18 protein-coding genes are annotated in these 18,400 nt (G+C 69.5%); all 18 read right to left on the reverse strand.

Going from position 1 to position 18,400, the window contains the following annotated elements; genetic code table 11:
- Positions 1–25: 25 nt before the first annotated feature.
- Genes VHAB30_RS12535 through VHAB30_RS12620 form a run of 18 tightly spaced genes read right to left on the reverse strand, consistent with a single transcriptional unit; the run spans position 26 to position 18,224 of the window.
- Positions 26–1,342, reverse strand: a complete 1,317-nt coding sequence (locus tag VHAB30_RS12535; protein ID WP_159277221.1) for an MFS transporter — start codon at positions 1,340–1,342, stop codon at positions 26–28.
- A 41-nt stretch (positions 1,343–1,383) separates the two neighbouring features.
- Positions 1,384–2,541 carry an alpha/beta hydrolase family protein gene (locus tag VHAB30_RS12540; RefSeq protein WP_159277222.1) on the reverse strand — a complete coding sequence of 386 codons (1,158 nt, stop codon included), beginning with the start codon at positions 2,539–2,541 and terminating at the stop codon, positions 1,384–1,386.
- 15 nt (positions 2,542–2,556) lie between these two features.
- A complete protein-coding gene (locus VHAB30_RS12545; protein WP_159277223.1) occupies positions 2,557–3,663 on the reverse strand; it encodes a porin in 1,107 nt (368 codons plus the stop codon).
- A gap of 55 nt (positions 3,664–3,718) precedes the next feature.
- Positions 3,719–4,687 (reverse strand): PDR/VanB family oxidoreductase, encoded by a 969-nt coding sequence (locus VHAB30_RS12550; protein ID WP_159277224.1) that lies wholly within the window; start codon positions 4,685–4,687, stop codon positions 3,719–3,721.
- A 23-nt stretch (positions 4,688–4,710) separates the two neighbouring features.
- Positions 4,711–5,754, reverse strand: coding sequence for an aromatic ring-hydroxylating oxygenase subunit alpha (locus VHAB30_RS12555; RefSeq protein ID WP_159277225.1), 1,044 nt, complete (start codon positions 5,752–5,754; stop codon positions 4,711–4,713).
- An 11-nt stretch (positions 5,755–5,765) separates the two neighbouring features.
- Positions 5,766–5,987, reverse strand: a complete 222-nt coding sequence (locus VHAB30_RS12560; protein ID WP_062474598.1) for a recombinase-like helix-turn-helix domain-containing protein — start codon at positions 5,985–5,987, stop codon at positions 5,766–5,768.
- A gap of 30 nt (positions 5,988–6,017) precedes the next feature.
- Positions 6,018–7,184 (reverse strand): FAD-dependent monooxygenase, encoded by a 1,167-nt coding sequence (locus tag VHAB30_RS12565; protein ID WP_159277226.1) that lies wholly within the window; start codon positions 7,182–7,184, stop codon positions 6,018–6,020.
- 32 nt (positions 7,185–7,216) lie between these two features.
- Positions 7,217–8,221 carry a Bug family tripartite tricarboxylate transporter substrate binding protein gene (locus tag VHAB30_RS12570; RefSeq protein WP_390903979.1) on the reverse strand — a complete coding sequence of 335 codons (1,005 nt, stop codon included), beginning with the start codon at positions 8,219–8,221 and terminating at the stop codon, positions 7,217–7,219.
- Complete coding sequence (locus tag VHAB30_RS12575) at positions 8,218–9,189, reverse strand: VOC family protein (RefSeq protein WP_159277227.1); 972 nt, start codon at positions 9,187–9,189, stop codon at positions 8,218–8,220. Before VHAB30_RS12575 ends, VHAB30_RS12570 begins: the two co-directional genes overlap by 4 nt.
- Positions 9,190–9,202: 13 nt before the next feature.
- The gene (locus VHAB30_RS12580; RefSeq protein WP_159277228.1) at positions 9,203–10,678 is read right to left on the reverse strand and encodes an aldehyde dehydrogenase; all 1,476 of its coding nucleotides are present in this window, start codon (positions 10,676–10,678) and stop codon (positions 9,203–9,205) included.
- 8 nt (positions 10,679–10,686) lie between these two features.
- On the reverse strand, positions 10,687–11,487 hold the full coding sequence (locus VHAB30_RS12585) for an aspartate dehydrogenase (protein WP_159277229.1): 801 nt from the start codon (positions 11,485–11,487) through the stop codon (positions 10,687–10,689).
- Between the two features lie 20 nt (positions 11,488–11,507).
- On the reverse strand, positions 11,508–13,205 hold the full coding sequence (locus VHAB30_RS12590; protein WP_062474586.1) for a thiamine pyrophosphate-binding protein: 1,698 nt from the start codon (positions 13,203–13,205) through the stop codon (positions 11,508–11,510).
- Positions 13,198–14,037 carry an SDR family oxidoreductase gene (locus VHAB30_RS12595; RefSeq protein ID WP_159277230.1) on the reverse strand — a complete coding sequence of 280 codons (840 nt, stop codon included), beginning with the start codon at positions 14,035–14,037 and terminating at the stop codon, positions 13,198–13,200. Before VHAB30_RS12595 ends, VHAB30_RS12590 begins: the two co-directional genes overlap by 8 nt.
- 20 nt (positions 14,038–14,057) lie before the next feature.
- The gene (locus VHAB30_RS12600; RefSeq protein WP_070060330.1) at positions 14,058–14,891 is read right to left on the reverse strand and encodes an IclR family transcriptional regulator; all 834 of its coding nucleotides are present in this window, start codon (positions 14,889–14,891) and stop codon (positions 14,058–14,060) included.
- A gap of 36 nt (positions 14,892–14,927) precedes the next feature.
- Positions 14,928–15,797, reverse strand: a complete 870-nt coding sequence (locus VHAB30_RS12605) for an alpha/beta fold hydrolase (protein WP_159272146.1) — start codon at positions 15,795–15,797, stop codon at positions 14,928–14,930.
- 27 nt (positions 15,798–15,824) lie between these two features.
- A complete protein-coding gene (locus tag VHAB30_RS12610) occupies positions 15,825–16,361 on the reverse strand; it encodes a cupin domain-containing protein (RefSeq protein WP_062474577.1) in 537 nt (178 codons plus the stop codon).
- 43 nt (positions 16,362–16,404) lie between these two features.
- Entirely contained in the window at positions 16,405–17,220 is an 816-nt protein-coding gene (locus tag VHAB30_RS12615; protein WP_159277231.1) for an SDR family oxidoreductase, read from the reverse strand.
- Positions 17,221–17,240: 20 nt separating this feature from the next.
- Positions 17,241–18,224, reverse strand: a complete 984-nt coding sequence (locus tag VHAB30_RS12620) for a Bug family tripartite tricarboxylate transporter substrate binding protein (RefSeq protein ID WP_159277232.1) — start codon at positions 18,222–18,224, stop codon at positions 17,241–17,243.
- Positions 18,225–18,400: the final 176 nt, after the last annotated feature.

The following is an 18,400-nucleotide window of genomic DNA, read 5'->3' on the forward strand; positions in this document are numbered from 1 at the left end:
ACGAAGGTTCAAGCCACGGCGAAGGCTACGAAAGCTGTGAACCAGAGACTGCAGCAGTGCGTTGCGCGCGCTCGCGCCACCACAACAGAAAGCCGCATGCGAACACCACGATCTGCGTGCCGATGAGCAGTGCAAAGCCCGCGAAGAAACCCGCCGCCGACGAAGCCGCGGTGACCGTTGTGTGTGCTGCGCCGCCGCTGTGCGACACCGCGGTGATCACGCCGCCCATCAGCGCCGGCATGAAGCCCGCCACGAGGCTGCCCACGCCGTTGGTCACGCCGAAGGCACTGGCCGTGTGCTCGGGCCGCGAGCAGTGCTGCACGGTGCTCGGAATGGCGGGGCTCTGCAGGCCCCAGAAGAAGTTCGCCGCCACGAGGCAGGTCGCTGCCATGTACGGGTCGCGCGCATTGATGGCCAGCAGCACCGACAGTGCCACGCCCGCGCTCGCGCCCATGAAGATGAAGGGCACGCGGTCGCGCCCGAGTTTGTCGATGAGCACGCCGCCCGTGAACACCGCGAGCACGGCGGCGTACTGCGGCAGCGAGGCGATCCAGCCCATCTCACGCAGCGAGAAGCCGCGCGCCTCGCGCAGGTAGGTCGGCAGCCAGTTGCTGCTGCCCCAGAGATAGGCCAGCGCCGCCGAGGTCAGCAGCGTGATGAGGAACAGGTGCCGCGTGTGCAGCGCGCCTTTCACGATGCCCGCCACGCGCGACATCGCATCGCCGAACGACGAGGGCTTGATGCCGTCGCCGTGCCCCGCGGGCATGCGCACGAAGGCCAGCACCAGCGGAATGCCCAGCACGATGTTGAGCACGCCCAGCACGTGGAACGAGCTGTCCCATTCGAACTGCGTGAGCAGGTAGCCCACCAGCGGATAGCCCACCGCCAGGCCCAGGCCCGTGCCCATGTTCACCAGCGCATTGGGCTTGCCGTTCTCGTCGCTCTTGAAGTGCGCCTTGATGTACGACGAAGCCAGCGAGAACAGCGGCCCCTCCGACACGCCCAGCAGCACGCGCGACGCCAGCAGCATGCCGTAGCTGTGGAACATCGGCGAGGCCCAGGTCACCACGCCCCACAGCACGAGGCCGTAGATCAGGCTGCGCCGCACGCCGAACAGCGCCGAGCAGAACGGCGTGAGCACGAAGGCCGAGATGCCGTAGCCCAGCATGAAGGCCGTGGCCAGCAGGCCCTGGCTCACGCGGTCGGAGGCGTCGATGCCCACGTGCTTCAGAAACGCCGCATCGGTGATCAGCACTGCGATGTTGATGCGGTCGACGTAGGAGATCGCGACGATCACGAACAGGGTGACGACCCCGTACCAGCGCATGGCCTTGGATGACATGGGATTCTTCTCAGGTGGGTTGCACGGGGGCCGGCGCGGCGTCAGGGGCAGTCGCTCGCCGGCCTGCCTGCGTCGAGGACCGTTCGGGCGAATCCGAACGCGTCGGATTGCGAGGCGCCGATGACCGACCGGTGGGTCTGTCCGGCGTACTGCTTCAGTTGCACGGTCGCGCCGCGCGCGCACAGGCTGCGCACCATCGCCGCCGTGGTGTCGGGCGTGACCGTCGTCTCGTCCTTCTCGCCCTGGATGACCGACACAGGCACCCGCATCGTGAGCGACGACGCATCCTGCGCGGCCAGCAACCGGGCCATCGCGTCGTACGCCGCGCCGGGCTTCAGGTACGGCCCCGGCGGCAGCGGCGGCATCGCGAACAGCCCCGAGAGGCAGGCCGAGCCCATCGCCTCGAGGTGCGGGCGCAGCGCGGGCGTAGTCATGGCCTGCACGTCGATGGCCGGATTCATCGCCTTGGCGCTCATCACGGTCAGCGACACGAAGGGCAGCGCCGGAACGGCCACCGCTTCGCCGCGCATCACGCTGTCCATGAACCACAGCACGCCGGGCCCCGTGGGCGCGATGGCGATGGCCGCCCGCAGCGGGTAGCGGCCCGCGCTGCGGTCCGGCAGGCCGGCGGCCCACAGCACGGCGCCGCCGCCCTTGCTGTGGCCCACGGCGATCCAGTCGGGGCGCAGCTTCGCGCCGTCGAGCGCATGCGCGGCCGCCACGGCATCGGCCAGGTTCTCGGCGTTGCTGCGGCTGTGCAGGTCGGGCACGGGCCCGAAGGCGCCCCACCCTGCGTAGTCGGTGCGCACCACGGCATAGCCCTGCTGCACCCAGGCGTTGAGGTAGGCATCGCGCTCGCGGTTCACGACCAGCGAAGGCGCGCACTGCGGCGCGAGCCCGGTCGATCCGTTGGCCCAGGCGATCACGGGATAGCCGCCGGCGGGCGCGGGCGTGCGCGGCAGCGCCACCTGGCCGACGACCACCGCGTTGGCGCCGTCGAAGGTGGTGGACGCGTACGACATGACCCAGTTGCGCTCTGCGTCGGGCAGGCCGTGCAGCTTGTCGGCGCTGGCCAGCAGCAGCTGGCCGGGCGCGGGCGGCGCGGTCGGCGACATGCCGGCGCAGCCGGCCACGAGCAGCGATCCGAAGGCCAGCGCCGCGAGGCGCCGCACCTGCGGCCAGACGGGGGTTGCGCGCATGCCGGCCCCTTCGCGTCAGAACATGTGCCGCATGCCGAACTCGACGCCGCTGGAGGCGCGGTTGGGCATGGTGATGGCGCCGGCCAGGGCCTGCGTCGCACCGTTCTTGTTGCTGATGCGCGCGATGGTGCCGTACACCGCCGTGCGCTTGGACAGGTTGTGCACGTAGCCGATGGCCAGCTTCGACGACGTGGGCTCGCGCACCGCGTTGGCGGGCTCCAGCTTGTAGCGCGCGTACGAGGCCTTGATCTCGCCCGGCCCGATGGGCAGCTGGAAGCCGATCAGCACGCCCTTGGCGTCGGTGCTGCCCTTCGATTCCTTGTACAACTCGCTCGTGAGCTTGAGGTTCATGAGCGCCGCATCGAAGGTGTAGGACGCGCCCAGGTTGGTCACGCGCAGGTCGCCGGCGGTGTAGCGCGTGCGGCCGGTGGCCAGCGCCACATTGAGGCCGCCGCTCTGGTAGCCGAAGCGCGCGCCGGTGTGCTGGCCGTCGCGCTTGTTCGACACCTGGGTGCCGGGCAGCACCGAGTTCGAATCGTTCTCGCCCATCGCGTACATCACCTGGCCGTAGAAGCCGCCCAGGTTGGCCGGCAGGAAGTAGCCGATGCTGTTCGAGGCGCGCGTGCCGGTGGGTGCCACCAGGCCGCCCAGGCCCGAGAAGTAGATCTGGTTGGCGCCGATGCCGCCGCCGGTGCCGAAGGGGTCGAAGATCGCGGTGTTCCAGAAGGCGGGCACGTAGTCGCGGCCCAGGCGCACTTCGCCGAAGGGGCCGGCCAGGCTCACGGTCGAACGGCGGTTGAAGCTCAGCACGCCAGGCGTGCCGTTGCCGCTGGCCTGGTTGTTGGAGTTCGACGGAAAGCCCGTGCCGCTGTCGTTCTGCAGGCCCATCTCGAGCCAGAAGTTGGCCGAGTAGCCGCCGCCGAGGTCTTCGGTGCCGCGAAAACCGAGGCGGCTGAACATGTTGCCGCTGTTGCCCAGCTGCGTCTTGTGGGCCGATCCGTTGCCGCTGCCGCGCGTGTAGACCACGGAGGCGTCGACGACGCCGAACAGCGTCACGGAAGATTGGGCCAGCGCTCCGCCAGCCGCGGTGGCCGCAGCCATCGCGATCAAGTACTTTTTCATTGAATGTCTCGGTTGGTTTTTCTCTCGGCCGTCTTTTGGGTTGTGGCCTTCTCGTTCAGATGTCCAGCACCAAGCGCTCGCCCTTGCAGCGAGAGACGCAGATCATCATGGTCTTGTTGGACGCACGTTCGATCTTGGTGAGGATGCCGTCGTGGTGATCGACTTCGCCCTCGAGCACCGCCGTTTCGCAGGCGCCGCAGACGCCTTCCTTGCAGCTGTGATCGGGGTTGAGGCCAGCGTCGATCAGGCTGTCGAGAATCGATTTGCCCGGAGGCACCTCGACGCTCTTGCCGCTCTTGGCGCACTGCACCACGCAGGTCTGCGTGGCGCTGGGCGCCTCCACATGCACGGCGGCGAAGCGCTCGATGTGGGCGTTGGCATAGCCCAGTTGCTCGCAGCTCCTTTCGAAGGCGTCGAGCATCGGCGTGGGGCCGCAGCAGTAGTAGTGGCTGGTGGCGCCCTTGCCGGCCAGCAGCGACGCGAGGTCGGGCGGCGCGCCCTTCTCGTCGTCGAAGTGCCAGGTGAGCTGCACCGATTTCTCGGTGGCCAGCGCCTCGATGGCGTCGCAGAAGGCGGCTTCCTTGCGGGTGCGTGCGCAGTAGACGAACTCCACCGGCTTGCCGATGGCGATGAGCCGCTGCAGCATGCACCAGATGGGCGTCACGCCGATGCCGCCGGCCACCAGCACCGAGCGCTCGGCGCCCTCTTCCAGCTTGAAGTTGTTGCGCGGTGCCGAGATGGGCAGCGTCATGCCCACGCGCAGCTGCTGGTGCACGTAGCGCGAGCCGCCGCGGCTCTTGCGGTCGTTGAGCACGCCCACCACGTAGCGCTGGCGGTCGCTCGAAGGGTTGCACAGCGAGTAGCTGCGCACCAGCCCGTTGGGCAGGTGCAGGTCGATGTGGGAGCCGGCCTCGAAGGCGGGAAAGTCCACCGCCGGCGTGGCCGGCCGGAACTCGACGCTGACGATGCCGTCGGCCTCGTAGCGCATGGTGTGCACGAGGGCGTTCAGCGTGGGAGAAGACATGGCGGTGCTCGCTTGCTTTCAGTTCAGGCCGTGGCGGCCTCGGCTTCGGCCAGTTGCGCTTGCGCCAGGTTGCGCATGTGGCGGCGCAGGCGGACGATGCCCAGGTCGTGCTGGTACAGGTTCTCGTGCTGGTTGGCGTCGGCTTCCATCTCTTCGAGCATCACGCGGTCTTGTTCCAGCACGTGCCAGTGGCGCGCCTCGAGGCGGTTCTTGTAGAGGAAGCGCCAGGTGTCGCGCTCCCAGCCCGGCGCCAGCTTGCGTGCGCGCCAGAAGAAGGTGGCGGTCATGCCGTTGGCCATCGGCGAGAAGGCGCCGATGATGATGAAGTTGCCGCCGGGGCCGCCGGTCTTCGGGTACGGAATCTCCAGGCGCATCCAGTGGATGCCGGTGTCGGCCCACTCGGTCCAGTCGAAGTTGACGTTGCGCTGGCCTTCCTTCTCGAACACGAAGCCGATGTCGGTCGGGCGCACGCCGAACTTGGCGCTCGAGTCGCCCTCGGCCATCGAGTGCGACTGCTTGTGGAGGTACGTGCCGTGCATCGGGTCCATCACGTTGTCCAGCACGTAGCGGTAGTCGCCCTTCCATTCCGTGTAGCACAGGAAGTTCGAGTACTCGGCCGCGTCGGTCAGCTGCTCGGGCAGCACCAGCGGCGGCGGCACGTCGACCGGCTCTTTCGAGTTGTAGAGGAACACGGCACCCGCGCGCTCCTGCACATGGAAGTGCCGCGTGGCACGCGAGCCTTCGAGCTTGCAGCCCGGGCTGCCGGGCACGCGCGTGACCACGCCGTCGTGGCGCACTTCGACGCCGTGGTACGGGCACGAGAGGCGGTCACCCAGGATCACGCCTTGCGACAGCGGCGCACCGCGGTGCGGGCAGCGGTCTTCCAGCGCATGCAGCACGCCTTCGCCGTCGCGCCACAGCGCGATCTTGCGGCCGAGGCGGCGCAGGGAGATCGGGTTCTCCTTGATGAAGTGCGAGGGGCAGATCGGGTACCAGAGGTCTTTCAGGCCGATCTCGAGCAGGTGGTCGACCGGATCGGCGGGAACGGGATGGATGGCGATGGTCATGGTGGTTCTCCTCAGGCGGCCAGCGTGGCCATTTCCTTGCGGTACAGCGCCTCGGTCCATGCGAGGCCGCCCGGCGTGGCCAGGCCGCTGTCGTTCAGTCGCTGCACCAGGCCCGGCAGGTCGTGGATGCCGTCGGCGTAGGCGCGTTCGATCACGTCGCCCAGCAGGTCTTCGTAGGTGGTCGCGGGGCGCTGGCGCGCCTGGTGCGGTTGGAGAAAGCGGTCTTGTTGCATCGTGAGCCTCCGTAAGCGAGGGGAAAAATTTCAGGCGGTGGCAGCAGCGCCTTGCGCCGGCACGCCCAGCGGCACGGCCCAGGCGTCGTAGGCGTACACCCAGTCGGCGTTGCCGCCTTCGCGCAGCCAGCTGTTGCCGCGCGAGCCGAGCTGCACCTGGCTGGCGCGTTCGATGCGTGCCGTCTGGTAGGCCTGCAGCGCGGCGGGAATGCCGGCCATGGCCACGCCGTCGAGGTGGCGCGACAGCACCACGGCGTCTTCGATGGCCATGCCGGCGCCCTGCGCCATGAAGGGCAGCATCGGGTGCGCGGCATCGCCCAGCAGTGCCATGCGGCCCTGCGCCCAGGCGGGCATGGGGTCGCGCTCGTACAGCGCGGTCTTCAGCACCGTGTCGCAGGCGTCGAGCAGCGCGCGCGCCTCGGGGTGGTAGGCCACGTACTGCTCGCGCAGCTCGTCGACGCTGCCTGGCGCGGTCCACGACTCGAGGTGCCAGGTGTCCTGCGGCGTGGTCGCGAAGATGAAGATGTCCTTGCCGCGGTTCAGCGGGAAGGTGACGATCTGGCTCTGCGGGTTCGGGCCCCACCACTTGGTGAAGGCGCCCAGGTTGGGCACGCCGGCCACGCGCTCGGCGGGCACCACGGCGCGGTACGCGACGATGCCCGTGAAGCGCGGGCTCTCCGCGCCGAACATCGCGGTGCGCACGCCCGAATGGATGCCGTCGGCACCGATGAGTGCACCCACGCGGGCGCTGGTGCCGTCGCTGAACGACAGGGTCACGCCGTTGTCGTCGGCCGCAATGGTCTCGGCGCGCTTGCCCAGCGCCACGCGCTCGGCCGGGAACATGTCGGCCAGCGCGGCCAGCAGGTCGGCGCGGTGGATGGTGAGCTGCGGCGCACCGTAGCGCTGCTCGGCCGAGTCGGCCATTTCGAGGCGCGAGGTTTCTTCGCCGCTGTCGTAGGTGCGGCTGATGCGGTGCGACGGGCGGGCCGCCGTCACGCGGGCGGCGTCGCCCACGCCCAGGCCGTCGAGGGCGCGCACGGCGTTGGGCGTGAGGTTGATGTCGGCGCCGACGCGGGCGAACTGCTTGGCCTGCTCGAACACGACCACGTCGTGCCCCGCGCGGCGCAGTGCGATGGCGGCGACCAGGCCGCCGATGCCGGCACCGACGATGCCGATGGTGGATTCACTTGTCTGCATGGTCTCTGTCTCTCTTTGTTCTTGGGGGTGGCTCACTCGGCCACGATGTTGCGGGCCTTGATGATCCGGGCCCAGACGGCCGTCTCATCGCGGATGTGGGCAGCAAACTCGGCGGGCTTCATGGCCGCGTCGGTCATGCCCTGCGCCTTCAGGCGTTCGCGCACGTCGGGCTGGGCCAGCATCTCGGCCGCGTCCTTCGCCAATTGCTCGACCACGGCCGGCGGCGTGCCCTTGGGGGCCAAGAGGCCATACCACGAGGTCACGGCCACGCCCTGGATGCCCTGCTCCGCCAGCGTGGGAATGTCGGGCGCGGCGGCGCTGCGCTTGGCTTCGGTCACGCCCAGCGCGACGAGCTTGCCGTTCTTGATGAAGGGCATGGTCGCGGGCAGGTTGCTGAACATCAGCGGCACCGAGCCGCCGAGCACGTCGTTGAGCGCGGGCGCCGTGCCCTTGTAGGGCACGTGCAGCAGGTCGATGCCAGCCTGCTGCTTGAACAGCTCGCCCGCCAGGTGCAGGCCGCTGCCCACGCCGGGCGAGGCATACGACAGCGTGTTGGGCTTGGCCTTGGCCATGGCCACCAGCTCCTTCGCACTCTTGATGCCCGAGGACGGCGCGGCCACCAGCACGTTGGGCGCCTTGGCGAGCATGGTGACGGGCACGAAGTCCTTCTCGATGTTGAACGGGAAGTTCGGCATCAGCGTCGGGTTGATCGTGAGGTTGCCGGCCGGCACCACGAGCAGCGTGTGGCCATCGCCCTTCGCACGCTTGACCTTGTCGATGCCGATGTTGCCGGCCGCGCCCACCATGTTCTCGACCACGGCTGCCTGGCCGTAGCGCTTGGCCAGGCCGTCCGACAGGATGCGGGCCAGCGTGTCGACCGGGCCGCCGGGCGGGAATGGCGAGACGATGGTGAAGCGGTCGCTCGACAGCTGCTTGTGCGCGTCGCTCTGTGCGTGCACGGGCAAGGCGATGGCCAGCGCCGCGGCGGCCAGCAGGGAGAAGGAAAAACGTCGTTGCATGAGGGTCACCGGATTCATTTCTTCTCGGTCAGGAAAGCACCTTTCGGGCCTTCCGCGTTCTTCTGGCGACGGGTGTGGCCATCGAGGCCGCCATCGACCGCCCATTCGGCGAACACGGTCGGGCCGGGTTCGAACTCGCGCGGCTGCCAGTCGGCGGTGAGCTGGTCTTCGTCGGCGTAGTACTCGATGAGGCCGCCGGCCGGATTCTTGAAGTACCAGAAGTACGCCGACGACACCGGGTGGCGGCCCGGGCCCAGCTGGGTGTCCCAGCCGCAGCGCGAAAAATGCAGGCCGCCGCCGAACACCTCGTGGATGTCGCGCACGGTGAAGGCCACGTGGTTGAGCCCGCGCTTGCCCGACGGAATCTGCAGCAGGAACAGGTCGTGGTGGCCGCCCTCGGGCGCGCAGCGCATGAAGGCGCCGCGGTTCGGATAGCCGTCGGACGACACGAAGCCGAAGCGCTGCGCGTAGAACGCGCTCGTGCCCTTCACGTCGCTCACGAAGAACACGACGTGACCCACCTCGATCGGCGTGGCGCGTTCGTAGATCGGTGCGGGCTGGTTCACGCGCGGCTTGGCGTTCCAGGTGTTCATGGCGCCGCAGTCGACTTCGACCGCGCGCTTGCGGCTGACCTGCAGGCGCACGGCCAGGCCGTTGGGGTCGGTGCAGCCGATGCGGCGCGCGCCGTCGACCGTGGTGTCGACAAAGGCCGAGTCTTGCGCGATGGCGGCGGCGTAGCGGTCCAGGTCAGCGTCGCTTTCCACGCCCCACACCACTTCGCGCAGCGTCGGGCCCTCTTCCATCGCGGGCGGCAGGCCGGGCTTGTCCCACGCCGCAACGACCACCTTGCAGCCGTTGAGGCACTCGAAGACGAGTTCGTCGGCGGCTTCGGACGTGAGTGAAAGGCCCCAGTCCTGGAAGAACTGGCGGCAGGCGGGCAGGTCGTCCGCGCCGTAGGTGATCTGGTCGATGCCAAGTACGCTCATCGTGTGCTCCTGTTCAGTTCGCCCACGGGAGCGGTTGTTCGTTCGTGCCCCAGTACATGCTCTTTTGCTCCATGTACTGGAAGATGCCTTCGCGGCCCTTCTCGCGGCCCAGGCCGCTGTCGCGCCAGCCGCCGAACGGCGTCGAGACCGAGAACTGCTTGTAGGTGTTGACCCAGACCGTGCCGGCCTGCACCGCGCGACCCAGCTTCCAGGCGCGCTTGAAGTCGCGGCTCCACACGCCCGCGGCCAGCGCGTAGACGCTGTCGTTGGCCTGCGCGATCAGTTCTTCCTCGTTGTCGAAGGGCATCGCGACCAGCACCGGGCCGAAGATTTCTTCCTGGCTGATGCGGGCGTTGTTGGTCAGGCCTTCGAGGATGGTCGGCTGGTAGAAGTAGCCCTTGTCGTAGTCGGCGCCGTGCGGACGCACGCCGCCCGTGCGGATGCGCCCGCCTTCGGACACGCCCAGGTCCACATAGCGCTCGATGCCCTCGCGGTGCTTCGCCGTGATGAGCGGCCCCATCTGCGTGCGCTCCGACGCCGGGTCGCCCACGCGCAGCGCATTGGCGCCTTCGGCCAGCCGCGTCAGGAACTCGTCGTAGATGCTGCGGGCCACGAACAAGCGCGAGCCCGCGATGCACGACTCGCCCGACGAACTGAAGATGCCGTAGAGCACGCCGTTCACCGCATGGTCGAGGTCGGCGTCGTCGAGCACCATGGTGGGCGACTTGCCGCCGAGTTCGAGCGACACCGGCATCATCTTGTCGGCCGCAATGTGGGCGATGTGCTTGCCGGTGGTGGTGCCGCCGGTGAACGACACGCGCTTGACCAGCGGATGCTTGGTGATGGCGTCGCCGATCACCGAGCCCTTGCCCGGCAGCACGCTCACGATGCCCTTGGGCACGCCGGCCTGCTCGCAGATGCGCGCCAGTTCCAGCGCCATGAGCGGCGTGACTTCGGCGGGCTTCACGACCACCGCGTTGCCGGCGGCCAGCGCGGGCGCCAGCTTCTGCGCTTCGCTCGCGATGGGCGAGTTCCACGGCGTGATGGCCGCGACCACGCCCATGGGCTCGTGCACGCTCATCGTGACGAAGGCACCGCGCGAGGGGGTGATGGTTTCTTCGAGCGTCTCGAGCGCGGCGGCGAAGAACTGGAAGGTGCCCGCGGCGCTGGCCACGAGGTTGCGGGTTTCGCTGATCGGCTTGCCGTTGTCCAGGCGCTGCTTCTGCGCCAGCGACTCGCCCTCTTCGCGGATCAGCTGCGCCACGCGGTGCAGCACGGCGGCGCGCTCGTGCGGCAGGCGCTGGGCCCAGCCGCTGGTGCGAAAGGCGTGGTCGGCGCGCGTGATGGCTTCTTCGACGTCGGCCAGGCTCGCGGCCTTCAGGCGCGCGATGGGTTCGCCGGTGGCCGGGTACAGGCTTTCGTAGACGTCGCCGCCGCCCAGGCGCCATTCGCCGGCGATGCAGATCGGAAGGAGTTCGGTGGAGATCATGGGATGGCTCAGATGGCAAGGGGCGCGACGCGGTTGCGCAGCGCGCGCACGGCGCTGTACACGGTCAGGGCCGAGGTCTTGGGGTTGGCCGCGAGCGGCTTGTTGCGCATGGTCAGCGCGAAGCTGCCGAAGGCGCCTTCGGCTTCGACGGTGTGCACGTTCTCGGTGGTGGCCGGGTCGGCAATGAGGCGCACCAGCGTCTGGTCCAGGCCCAGGCCCGCGAGCGAGACGGTGGCCGCCACGTTGGCGTTCTTCGGATAGAGCAAGGCGGCTTCGCGCGCGCTGCCTTCGAAGATCACGGTTTCGTGCACCAGCGTGTCCAGGTTGCGGCCCTGCTCGGCCGGCGTGCCCTTCCAGGCCTGCGGCGGCTTGCGGCCCGTGTAGCGCACGCTGTCCAGGCCGCCGATGCGGGCCGCGGCGAGCGCGTCGATGCCGCCGATGGCGCCGGGAATCAGCTGCACCTGCGTGCGGCCGGCAACCGCGGCGGCTTCGAGCTTCTCGGCGAAGCCCGTGGCCGACAGCGCGCCCACCGAGGCCACCACGCAGGGCGTGCCGCGTGCCAGGGCGGGCAGCACGTGTTCCTCGATGGCGGCATGGCCGGCGGTCTCGACCACGAGGTCGATGCCGTCGGCGGGCACGGCGCTGCCCACTTGCACGTCGGGTGCGACCTTCTGTGCGGCAGCGATGCCTTCGGCCGGCACGACGATGGCCACCACCTTCAGGGCGGGATCGCCGCGCAGCAGTTCGAGCACCGAGGTGCCGATGGCTCCGCAGCCGACGAGGGCGATGCGCGTGATGGCGGTGGTCATGCGTGGGGCTCCGCGTTCGCTCACTTGGCCGCGCCGAGCGCGGGAATCTGCGTGACCGTGTTGGTCGGCGGGCCGGCGAAGCTGGTCTTGAAACCGCCGATCGACAGCATGTCGATCTCCAGCAGGAACGGGCCGTCGGCGGCCAGCGCCTGGTCGAGCTGCGCCGGCAGGTCGGCCAGGTCTTTCACGCGGGCGTGCGGCAGCGCGATCGACTTGCACAGCAGGTCGTAGTCGGGCGTGTGCAGCTCGGCGTAGCACTGGCGGCCGCCGTACTGCGCGTCCTGGATGTTCTTGATCACGCCGTAGCTCTTGTCGTTCATGAGCACGATGACCATGGGCGCCTTCTCCTGCACCATGCAGGCCAGCTCGCCCAGGTTCAGGATGAAGCCGCCGTCGCCGGCCAGGCAGAAGGTCTTGCGGCCCGAGCCCGTCACCGCCGCGCCGATGGCCGCGCCGATGGCCATGGGCATGCCCTGGCCGATGCCGCCGCCCGTGGCGTGCACGCCGGCGCTGGGTTCGAACACGCGCAGCTCGCGGTTGCCCCAGGTGCTGTTGGACACCGTGACGTCGCGCACCCAGTTGAACTTGCGGCCGGCCACCGACTGCAGCTGGCGCACGAGTTCGGCATACGGGCCGAGGCCGTCGCGCAGCGTGGCCACGGCCTGGTCGTGCGCGGCGCGCAAGTCGACCAGCAGCTGCGGGTCGGCCTGGTACTTCGCGGCTTCGAGGCGGTCGGCCAGGCCGTCGAGGGCCAGCGCGGAATCGCCGCAGACAAAGGCTTCGGACGCATAGCAGCGGCCTTCGGCGGCGGCATCGGCGTCGATGCGGTACAGCGGGCGCGGCAGCTTCAGTTCGTACTTGAGCGTCTCGTTGCCGCGCAGGCGCGAACCGACCACGAGCATCGCATCGCAGGTCTGGTAGAAGGCCTCGACGGGCTTCTGGATGTTGTAGGCGCCGAGCGAGCCGGCGTCGTCCTCGGGCACCGTGCCGCGGCCCTGCGTGGTCGTGACCACGCCGAAGCCCAGCTTCTGCAGGCGCTGGATCGCACTGCGCGCATGGCGGGCACCGCCCCCCACCCACAGCAGCGGACGCTTGGCGGTGGCCAGCCGCGCGGCCAGTGCATCGAGGCCGGCGGCCGAAGGCACGGGGCGCTCGATGGGCAGCGGCGACAGGTCGGCCGGCATGGTCGTGAGCGCCGACTGGATGTCGATCGGGATCTCCACGCTCACCGGGCCGGTCGGCGCCGTCATGGCGAGCTGCACCGCGCGCTTGAGCGTGCCCAGCACCGTCTCGACGCTGCGCACGCGCAGCGCGGCCTTCGACACCGCCTTGAGCATGGTGAGCTGGTCGGGCGCCTCGTGGATGTACGACATGCCCTTGTCCAGGTACGGCGTCTCGATCTGGCCGGTGATGTGCAACAGCGGCGCGCCGGCCGTCAGTGCCTCGACCATGCTGCCGGCGATGTTGCCCGCGGCCGGACCGGTGCTGGTGATGCACACGCCCAGGCTGGCGGTGGAGCGCGCATAGGCGTCGGCCATGTTGCCCGCGCCGGCCTCGCCGCGCGCCGAGATGAAGCGCACCGTGCCGCGCTGCGCGAAGGCATCGAGGATCGGCATGTTGTGGATCGAGATCACGCCGAAGGCTGCCTTGACGCCGCACTGCTCGAGGAACGCGGCGACGACGGCGCCGACCGTGACGGTGTTGTTGGGGTTATGCATGGCGGGAATGGCCTCCGGAGATGTCGATGTGGCTGCCGGTCGTGTACGACGCGAGCGGTGAAGCAAGGAAAAGGATCGCGCGCGCGGCTTCGGTCGGAAGCCCCAGGCGACCCAGCGGGATGTGTTTGGTGGTGGCGAGCTGGCGGCTCCAGGCGGCCCAGTCCTGCGACTTGTCTTCGCGCGCCTCGAAGCGGCGGCGCCACTGGCCCGACTCGACCAGGCCGATCAGGATGCCGTTGACGCGCACGCCCTGCGGCGCGAACTCGGTGGCCATGGAGCGCACGAGGTTCAGCAGGCCCGCGCGCGCGGCCGAAGTGGCGACCATGTGCGGCTCGGGCTGGCGCGCCAGCAGCGAGTTGGCGCAGACGATGGCGGCATCGCCGAGCACCGCGCGCTGCGCGGCGAGCTGCGGCAGGAAGGCGCGCGTGGGGTGGATGACCGAGAAGAACTTCAGGTTCAGCTCTTGCATCCAGGCCGCGTCGTCGGTGTCGGCGAAGGTGGAGACACGCCCCTGCCCTGCGTTGTTGACCAGCATCGAGGCCGGGCCGAGCGCGGCCTCGCTGGCGGCGGCGAAGGCGCGCACCGAGGCGGCGTCCAGCACGTCGCAGGTCTGCGCGAACAGCTTCGCGTCGGGGTATTGCGCGCGCAGGCCGGCCACGGCGGCATCGAGCCGTTCGGCGTTGCGCCCGCACAGCGCCACGGCGGCGCCGCAGCCCAGCAGCAGCTCGACGGTGGCCAGGCCGATGCCCGACGACCCGCCCGTGACCACGGCCACGCGGCCGGCCAGTGCGTCGGCGGCGAAGAAAGAGGAGGAAGGGGCGAAGGTCGTCATGGTCGATCGCAAATCAGTCGTCAGGCGCTGCGCAGCGGCACCACCTTGCTGGTGCGCGCGGGCGAGTAATTGAGCAGGCCCGAGATCTCGTCGGCGGTGCCGCGCACGCGCTGCACCATCTCGTCCATGCGGTTCTCGTCGATGTGGCCCGAGGTGATGGTGGCGCCCAGCGCCGCCACGATGTGGCCGCTGTGGTCGCGCACCGGCGCGGCGATGGTCGAGATGTTCGATTCGAAGAAGCCCTCGCCCAGCACATAGCCGCGCTGGCGGTCGGCCTGCACCATGTCGAACAGCTCGTTCACGGTCTTGGGCGTGCTCGGCGAGAAGGTCTCGAGCTTGTCTTCGGGGTACAGCGCGCGCAGCTGCGGCAGCGTGAGGTCTTCGAGCAGGATGCGGCCCAGCACCGTGGCGTGGGCCGGCAGGCGCGTGCCCACGGTGACCGAGCTGGCGAAGGGCGTGGCCGGCGCCACCTTGGCGACGTAGACGATCGAGCGGCCGTCGCGCACCACCAGGTTGCAAGGCGTGCGCAGTTCGTCGCACAGGCGGTTGAGCAGCGGCGTGCCCAGCTGCGTGAGTTCCAGCGAGGCCAGGTATTCGAAGCCCAGGCGCAGCACGGCCAGGCCCAGGCGGTAGTCGCGCCCGCCCTCGGCGCGCTCGAGGAAGCCCATGTTCTCCAGCGTGGTCAGCAGGCGGAAGACGGTCGAGCGTGGCAGGTCGAAGCGGCGCGCCAACTCGGGCGCGGAGAGCGTGCGGCTCTCGCGGCTGAACTCGCACAGCACGCGCAGGCCGCGCTCCAGCGCGGGCACGTTGTAGCGGTCCGCGCCCTCTTCCATCACTTCGTTGTCGGTGGCCATGTCTGGATTCCTCTCGGTTGTCTTGTTCGTGTCGGGTCAGCCGGCGAGCGATTCGCGCAGCAAGGCGGCGACGGCCTGCGGTTGTTCCACATAGCCGGCGTGACCCGCATCGTCCACCAATTCGAGGGGCACGCCGCAGCGGCGCGCGACTTCTTCGCAGGCGGCGGGCGGCGTGACGACGTCGAGCGCACCGCAGGCCACGCGCACGGGCATCGGCGGCGGCAGGTCGGCCAGCAGGTCGGCGTTGCACAGCAGCTCGACGGCCTGGCGGTAGCCGTGGTCATTCAGGCGCGCCATGTTCCAGCGCACCCACTGGCGGGCGTGTTCGCTGGCACCGTCGGACACGAGCCGCCCCGCGCGCTTGGCGGCCATGCCGGCAATGCCGAGGTCGTCGAGCGTGGCCAGGCGTTCGGCGCGCACCTTGGCGCGGGCGTCGATGCGCGCGGCGGCGCCGTAGCCGATGGCGGGGCTCACGAGCACGAGGCGGCGGATGCGGGCACTGGCGCTCGCATCGCTGCGGGCGGCCGACGCGGCCACGATGGCGCCCAGCGAATGGCCGACGAGCACGCAGGAGCGGATCGACAGCGCATCGAGCATTTCTTCAAGGCGTGCGGCGTAGTCGGCGGCGGTCGGCGCGGCCGAGGCCAGCGGCGTCGAGCGGCCGTAGCCCGGTGCATCCCAGGCGATGAGGCAGGCCTGCGGCGCCAGCAGCGCCGCGGTGTCGAGCCACGAGGCCGCGCCCGAGCCGATGCCGTGCAGGCACACGATGACGGGGCCCTGCCCGCATTCGCGCACCGACACCACCGCGCCGCCGCCCACCGCGACGTCGCGGGCCGGAAAGCGCGCGTCGAGCCGCGCCAGCTCGGAAGCCGGCAGGGTCTGCGCGGAGATGTCGACGGTGCTCATGGCCTGTTCGCTCGCTTGCTTGCTCGCTCAGCGCTTGATCTTGGCCAGCGGGTGGTCGGCGGGGTACGTCGGCGTGACCGGCTTCTTGGCGCCGAGCATCACGCACATCAGCGCGTCTTCGTCGCCGATGTTGATCTCTTCGCGGTACACGCCGGGCGGCACCGAGATCAGGTCGCGGTCGGTCATGATGGTTTCGAAGCGCTCGCCGTCTTTCTCGATCACGACCTTGAGCTTGCCGCGGATCAGGAAGAACACCTCTTCCACGTCGGTGTGGATGTGCGGCGGGCCTTCGTGGCCGGCCGGGATCACCATGGTCGAGAAGGTGAAGTGCTCCGAGGGCACGGTGTTGGTGTCGGCCGCGACACCGGTGCCGCCGGTGCCCACGTAGCGCATCTGCGCGCGGCGGAACTTGGGGTCGAAGTCGGCCTGGAACTTCAGCGCGTCCCAGTCGTACTTGCGGGTTTCGTAGCGGGCGATGCGGGTGTTCATCCACTCGGCCAGGCTGCTGCCTTCGGGCTGCGCCAGGGTGTTGTTGATCTTCTGCTGTTCGGACAAATCGCTCATGGGTGTACTCCTTGGTCGGGAAATTCGGTCGGTGGTGACGGGCTCAGTGCATCGCGAAGCCGCCGTTGACGGCGAGCAGCTGGCCGGTGACGAAGCGCGCCAGGCAGGACAGCAGGAACACGGTCGCGCCGCAGACGTCGGCCGCCTGTTGCTCGCGCGGGATGGCGCGGCCTTCGAGGTATTTCTGGTGGCGCGCCATCGGCACGTACTCGGTGGCCTCGACCAGCGTGAGGCCGGGCGCCACGGCGTTCACCGTGATGTTGTCGCCGCCCCATTCCCGCGCCAGCGACCGCGTCATGGAGATGACCGCGCCCTTGCTTGAGGCATAGGCCAGCAGGTTGGGCGCGCCCCACAGCGCCGTGTCCGACGCGAGGTTGACGATGGCGCCACGGCCGCTGGCCGCCAGCGCGGGGCGGCAAGCGCGGCCCATGAGCCAGCTGCCGCGCACGTTGACGTTCATCACGCGGTCCCACATGTCGATCTCGAGCTGGTGCGCGTCGCGCCCGCCCGAGTTGGTGATGGCGGCGTTGTTGACGAGGCCATCGAGGCCGCCCAGCAGGCGCACCGCCTCGGCGGCGCCCGCCTCGATGGAGGCCGGGTCCGACAGGTCGATGGCCAGCGCGTGTGCCGTGCGGCCGGCATCGCGCAGCGCCTTGGCTTCCGTCTCGGCCAGCTCGCCGAGGATGTCGGCCAGCACCACGCTCGCACCCGCCGCGGCCACGCACTGCGCGAACGCCAGGCCCAGGCCGCGCGCGCCGCCGGTCACGAGCACGCGGCGGCCGGCCAGCAGGTTGGCGGGCATCTCGGCCAGCAGCGACTGCAGGCTGGAGGGATCGGCGATGGCTTTGAGGTCGGTCATGGCGGGCGTCTCCGTGAAGTTCAGTCGGCCTGGATGCCGAGTTCCTTGATGACCTTGCCGAAGCGCGCGAAGTCGGCGGCGTTGGTCTTGGCCAGCACGTCGGCGTCGCCGCCCACGGGCGTGGTGCCCAGCACGGCCATGCGCGCGACGATCTCGGGCATCTTCAGGATCTCGTTGAAGTGGCCGTTGAGCGTCTTCACGATTTCGGGCGACAGGTTGCGCGGGCCCCACAGGCCGTTCCAGGCGGTGAGCTCGACGTCCTTGTAGCCCAGCTCGGCGAAGGTCGGCACCTTGGGCGCGAGCGGCGAGCGCTCGCGCGAGGCCACGGCCAGCGGGACCATCTTGCCGTTGGGCATGTACGGCGCCACGGGGCCGAGCGTGATGAAGGTCACCGGCACATGGCCACCGAGCACGTCGTTGACGGCGGGCGCCACGCCCTTGTACGGCACGTGCGCCAGGCTGGTGCCCGAGGCGCGGGCGAACATCTCGCCCAGGATGTGCATCGGCGAACCGCTGCCCGGGCTGGCGTAGCTCAGCGACTTGCCGCCCTTGGCCGCGGCCACCGCGTCCTTCAGGCCGGTGTAGCCCTTGGCGCCGCTGGCCACGAGGAACAGCGGCAGGTTGCCGGTCTGCACGATCGGCGTGAAGCCGTTGAGCACGTCGTAGCCCGAGGTGCTGCCGGTCTTGAGCACCAGCTGCGCGATCGAGAAGGTGCTGGGCGCGAGCAGCAGCGTGTAGCCGTCGGGCGCGGCCTTGGACACGAAAGCGCTGCCGATGATGCCGCTGGCGCCGGGGCGGTTGTCGACCACCACGGGCTGGCCGACGCGGGCCGAGAGCTTCTCGGCGTACAGGCGCGCCAGGGCGTCGGTGTCGCCACCCGCCGGATAGGCAACGACCAGCGTGATCGGCTTGCTGGGGTAGGTGTCTGCCCAGGCGAATCCGGAAGCGCAAGCGGCGGCCAGGGAGACGGCAGCGGCGATGGCGAGGCGGCGAGTGTGTGTCATCGAGGGTCCGTGGAATCGGTGGTTTGTTTCGCTAACGAAACAACGATTTATTAATGGAACACCGCGAGAATACCGACGAAGACAACTTCATGACTAGGTAAAAACCCTAGTTGAGGTGACACCGGCGTGCGCGGCCCACGAAAAAGGGCGGCCGTTTCGGGCCGCCCTTCGAGGGT

The organism is Variovorax boronicumulans, assembly GCF_009811375.1.
In the GTDB taxonomy this organism is placed as follows: Bacteria; Pseudomonadota; Gammaproteobacteria; order Burkholderiales; family Burkholderiaceae_C; genus Variovorax; species Variovorax boronicumulans.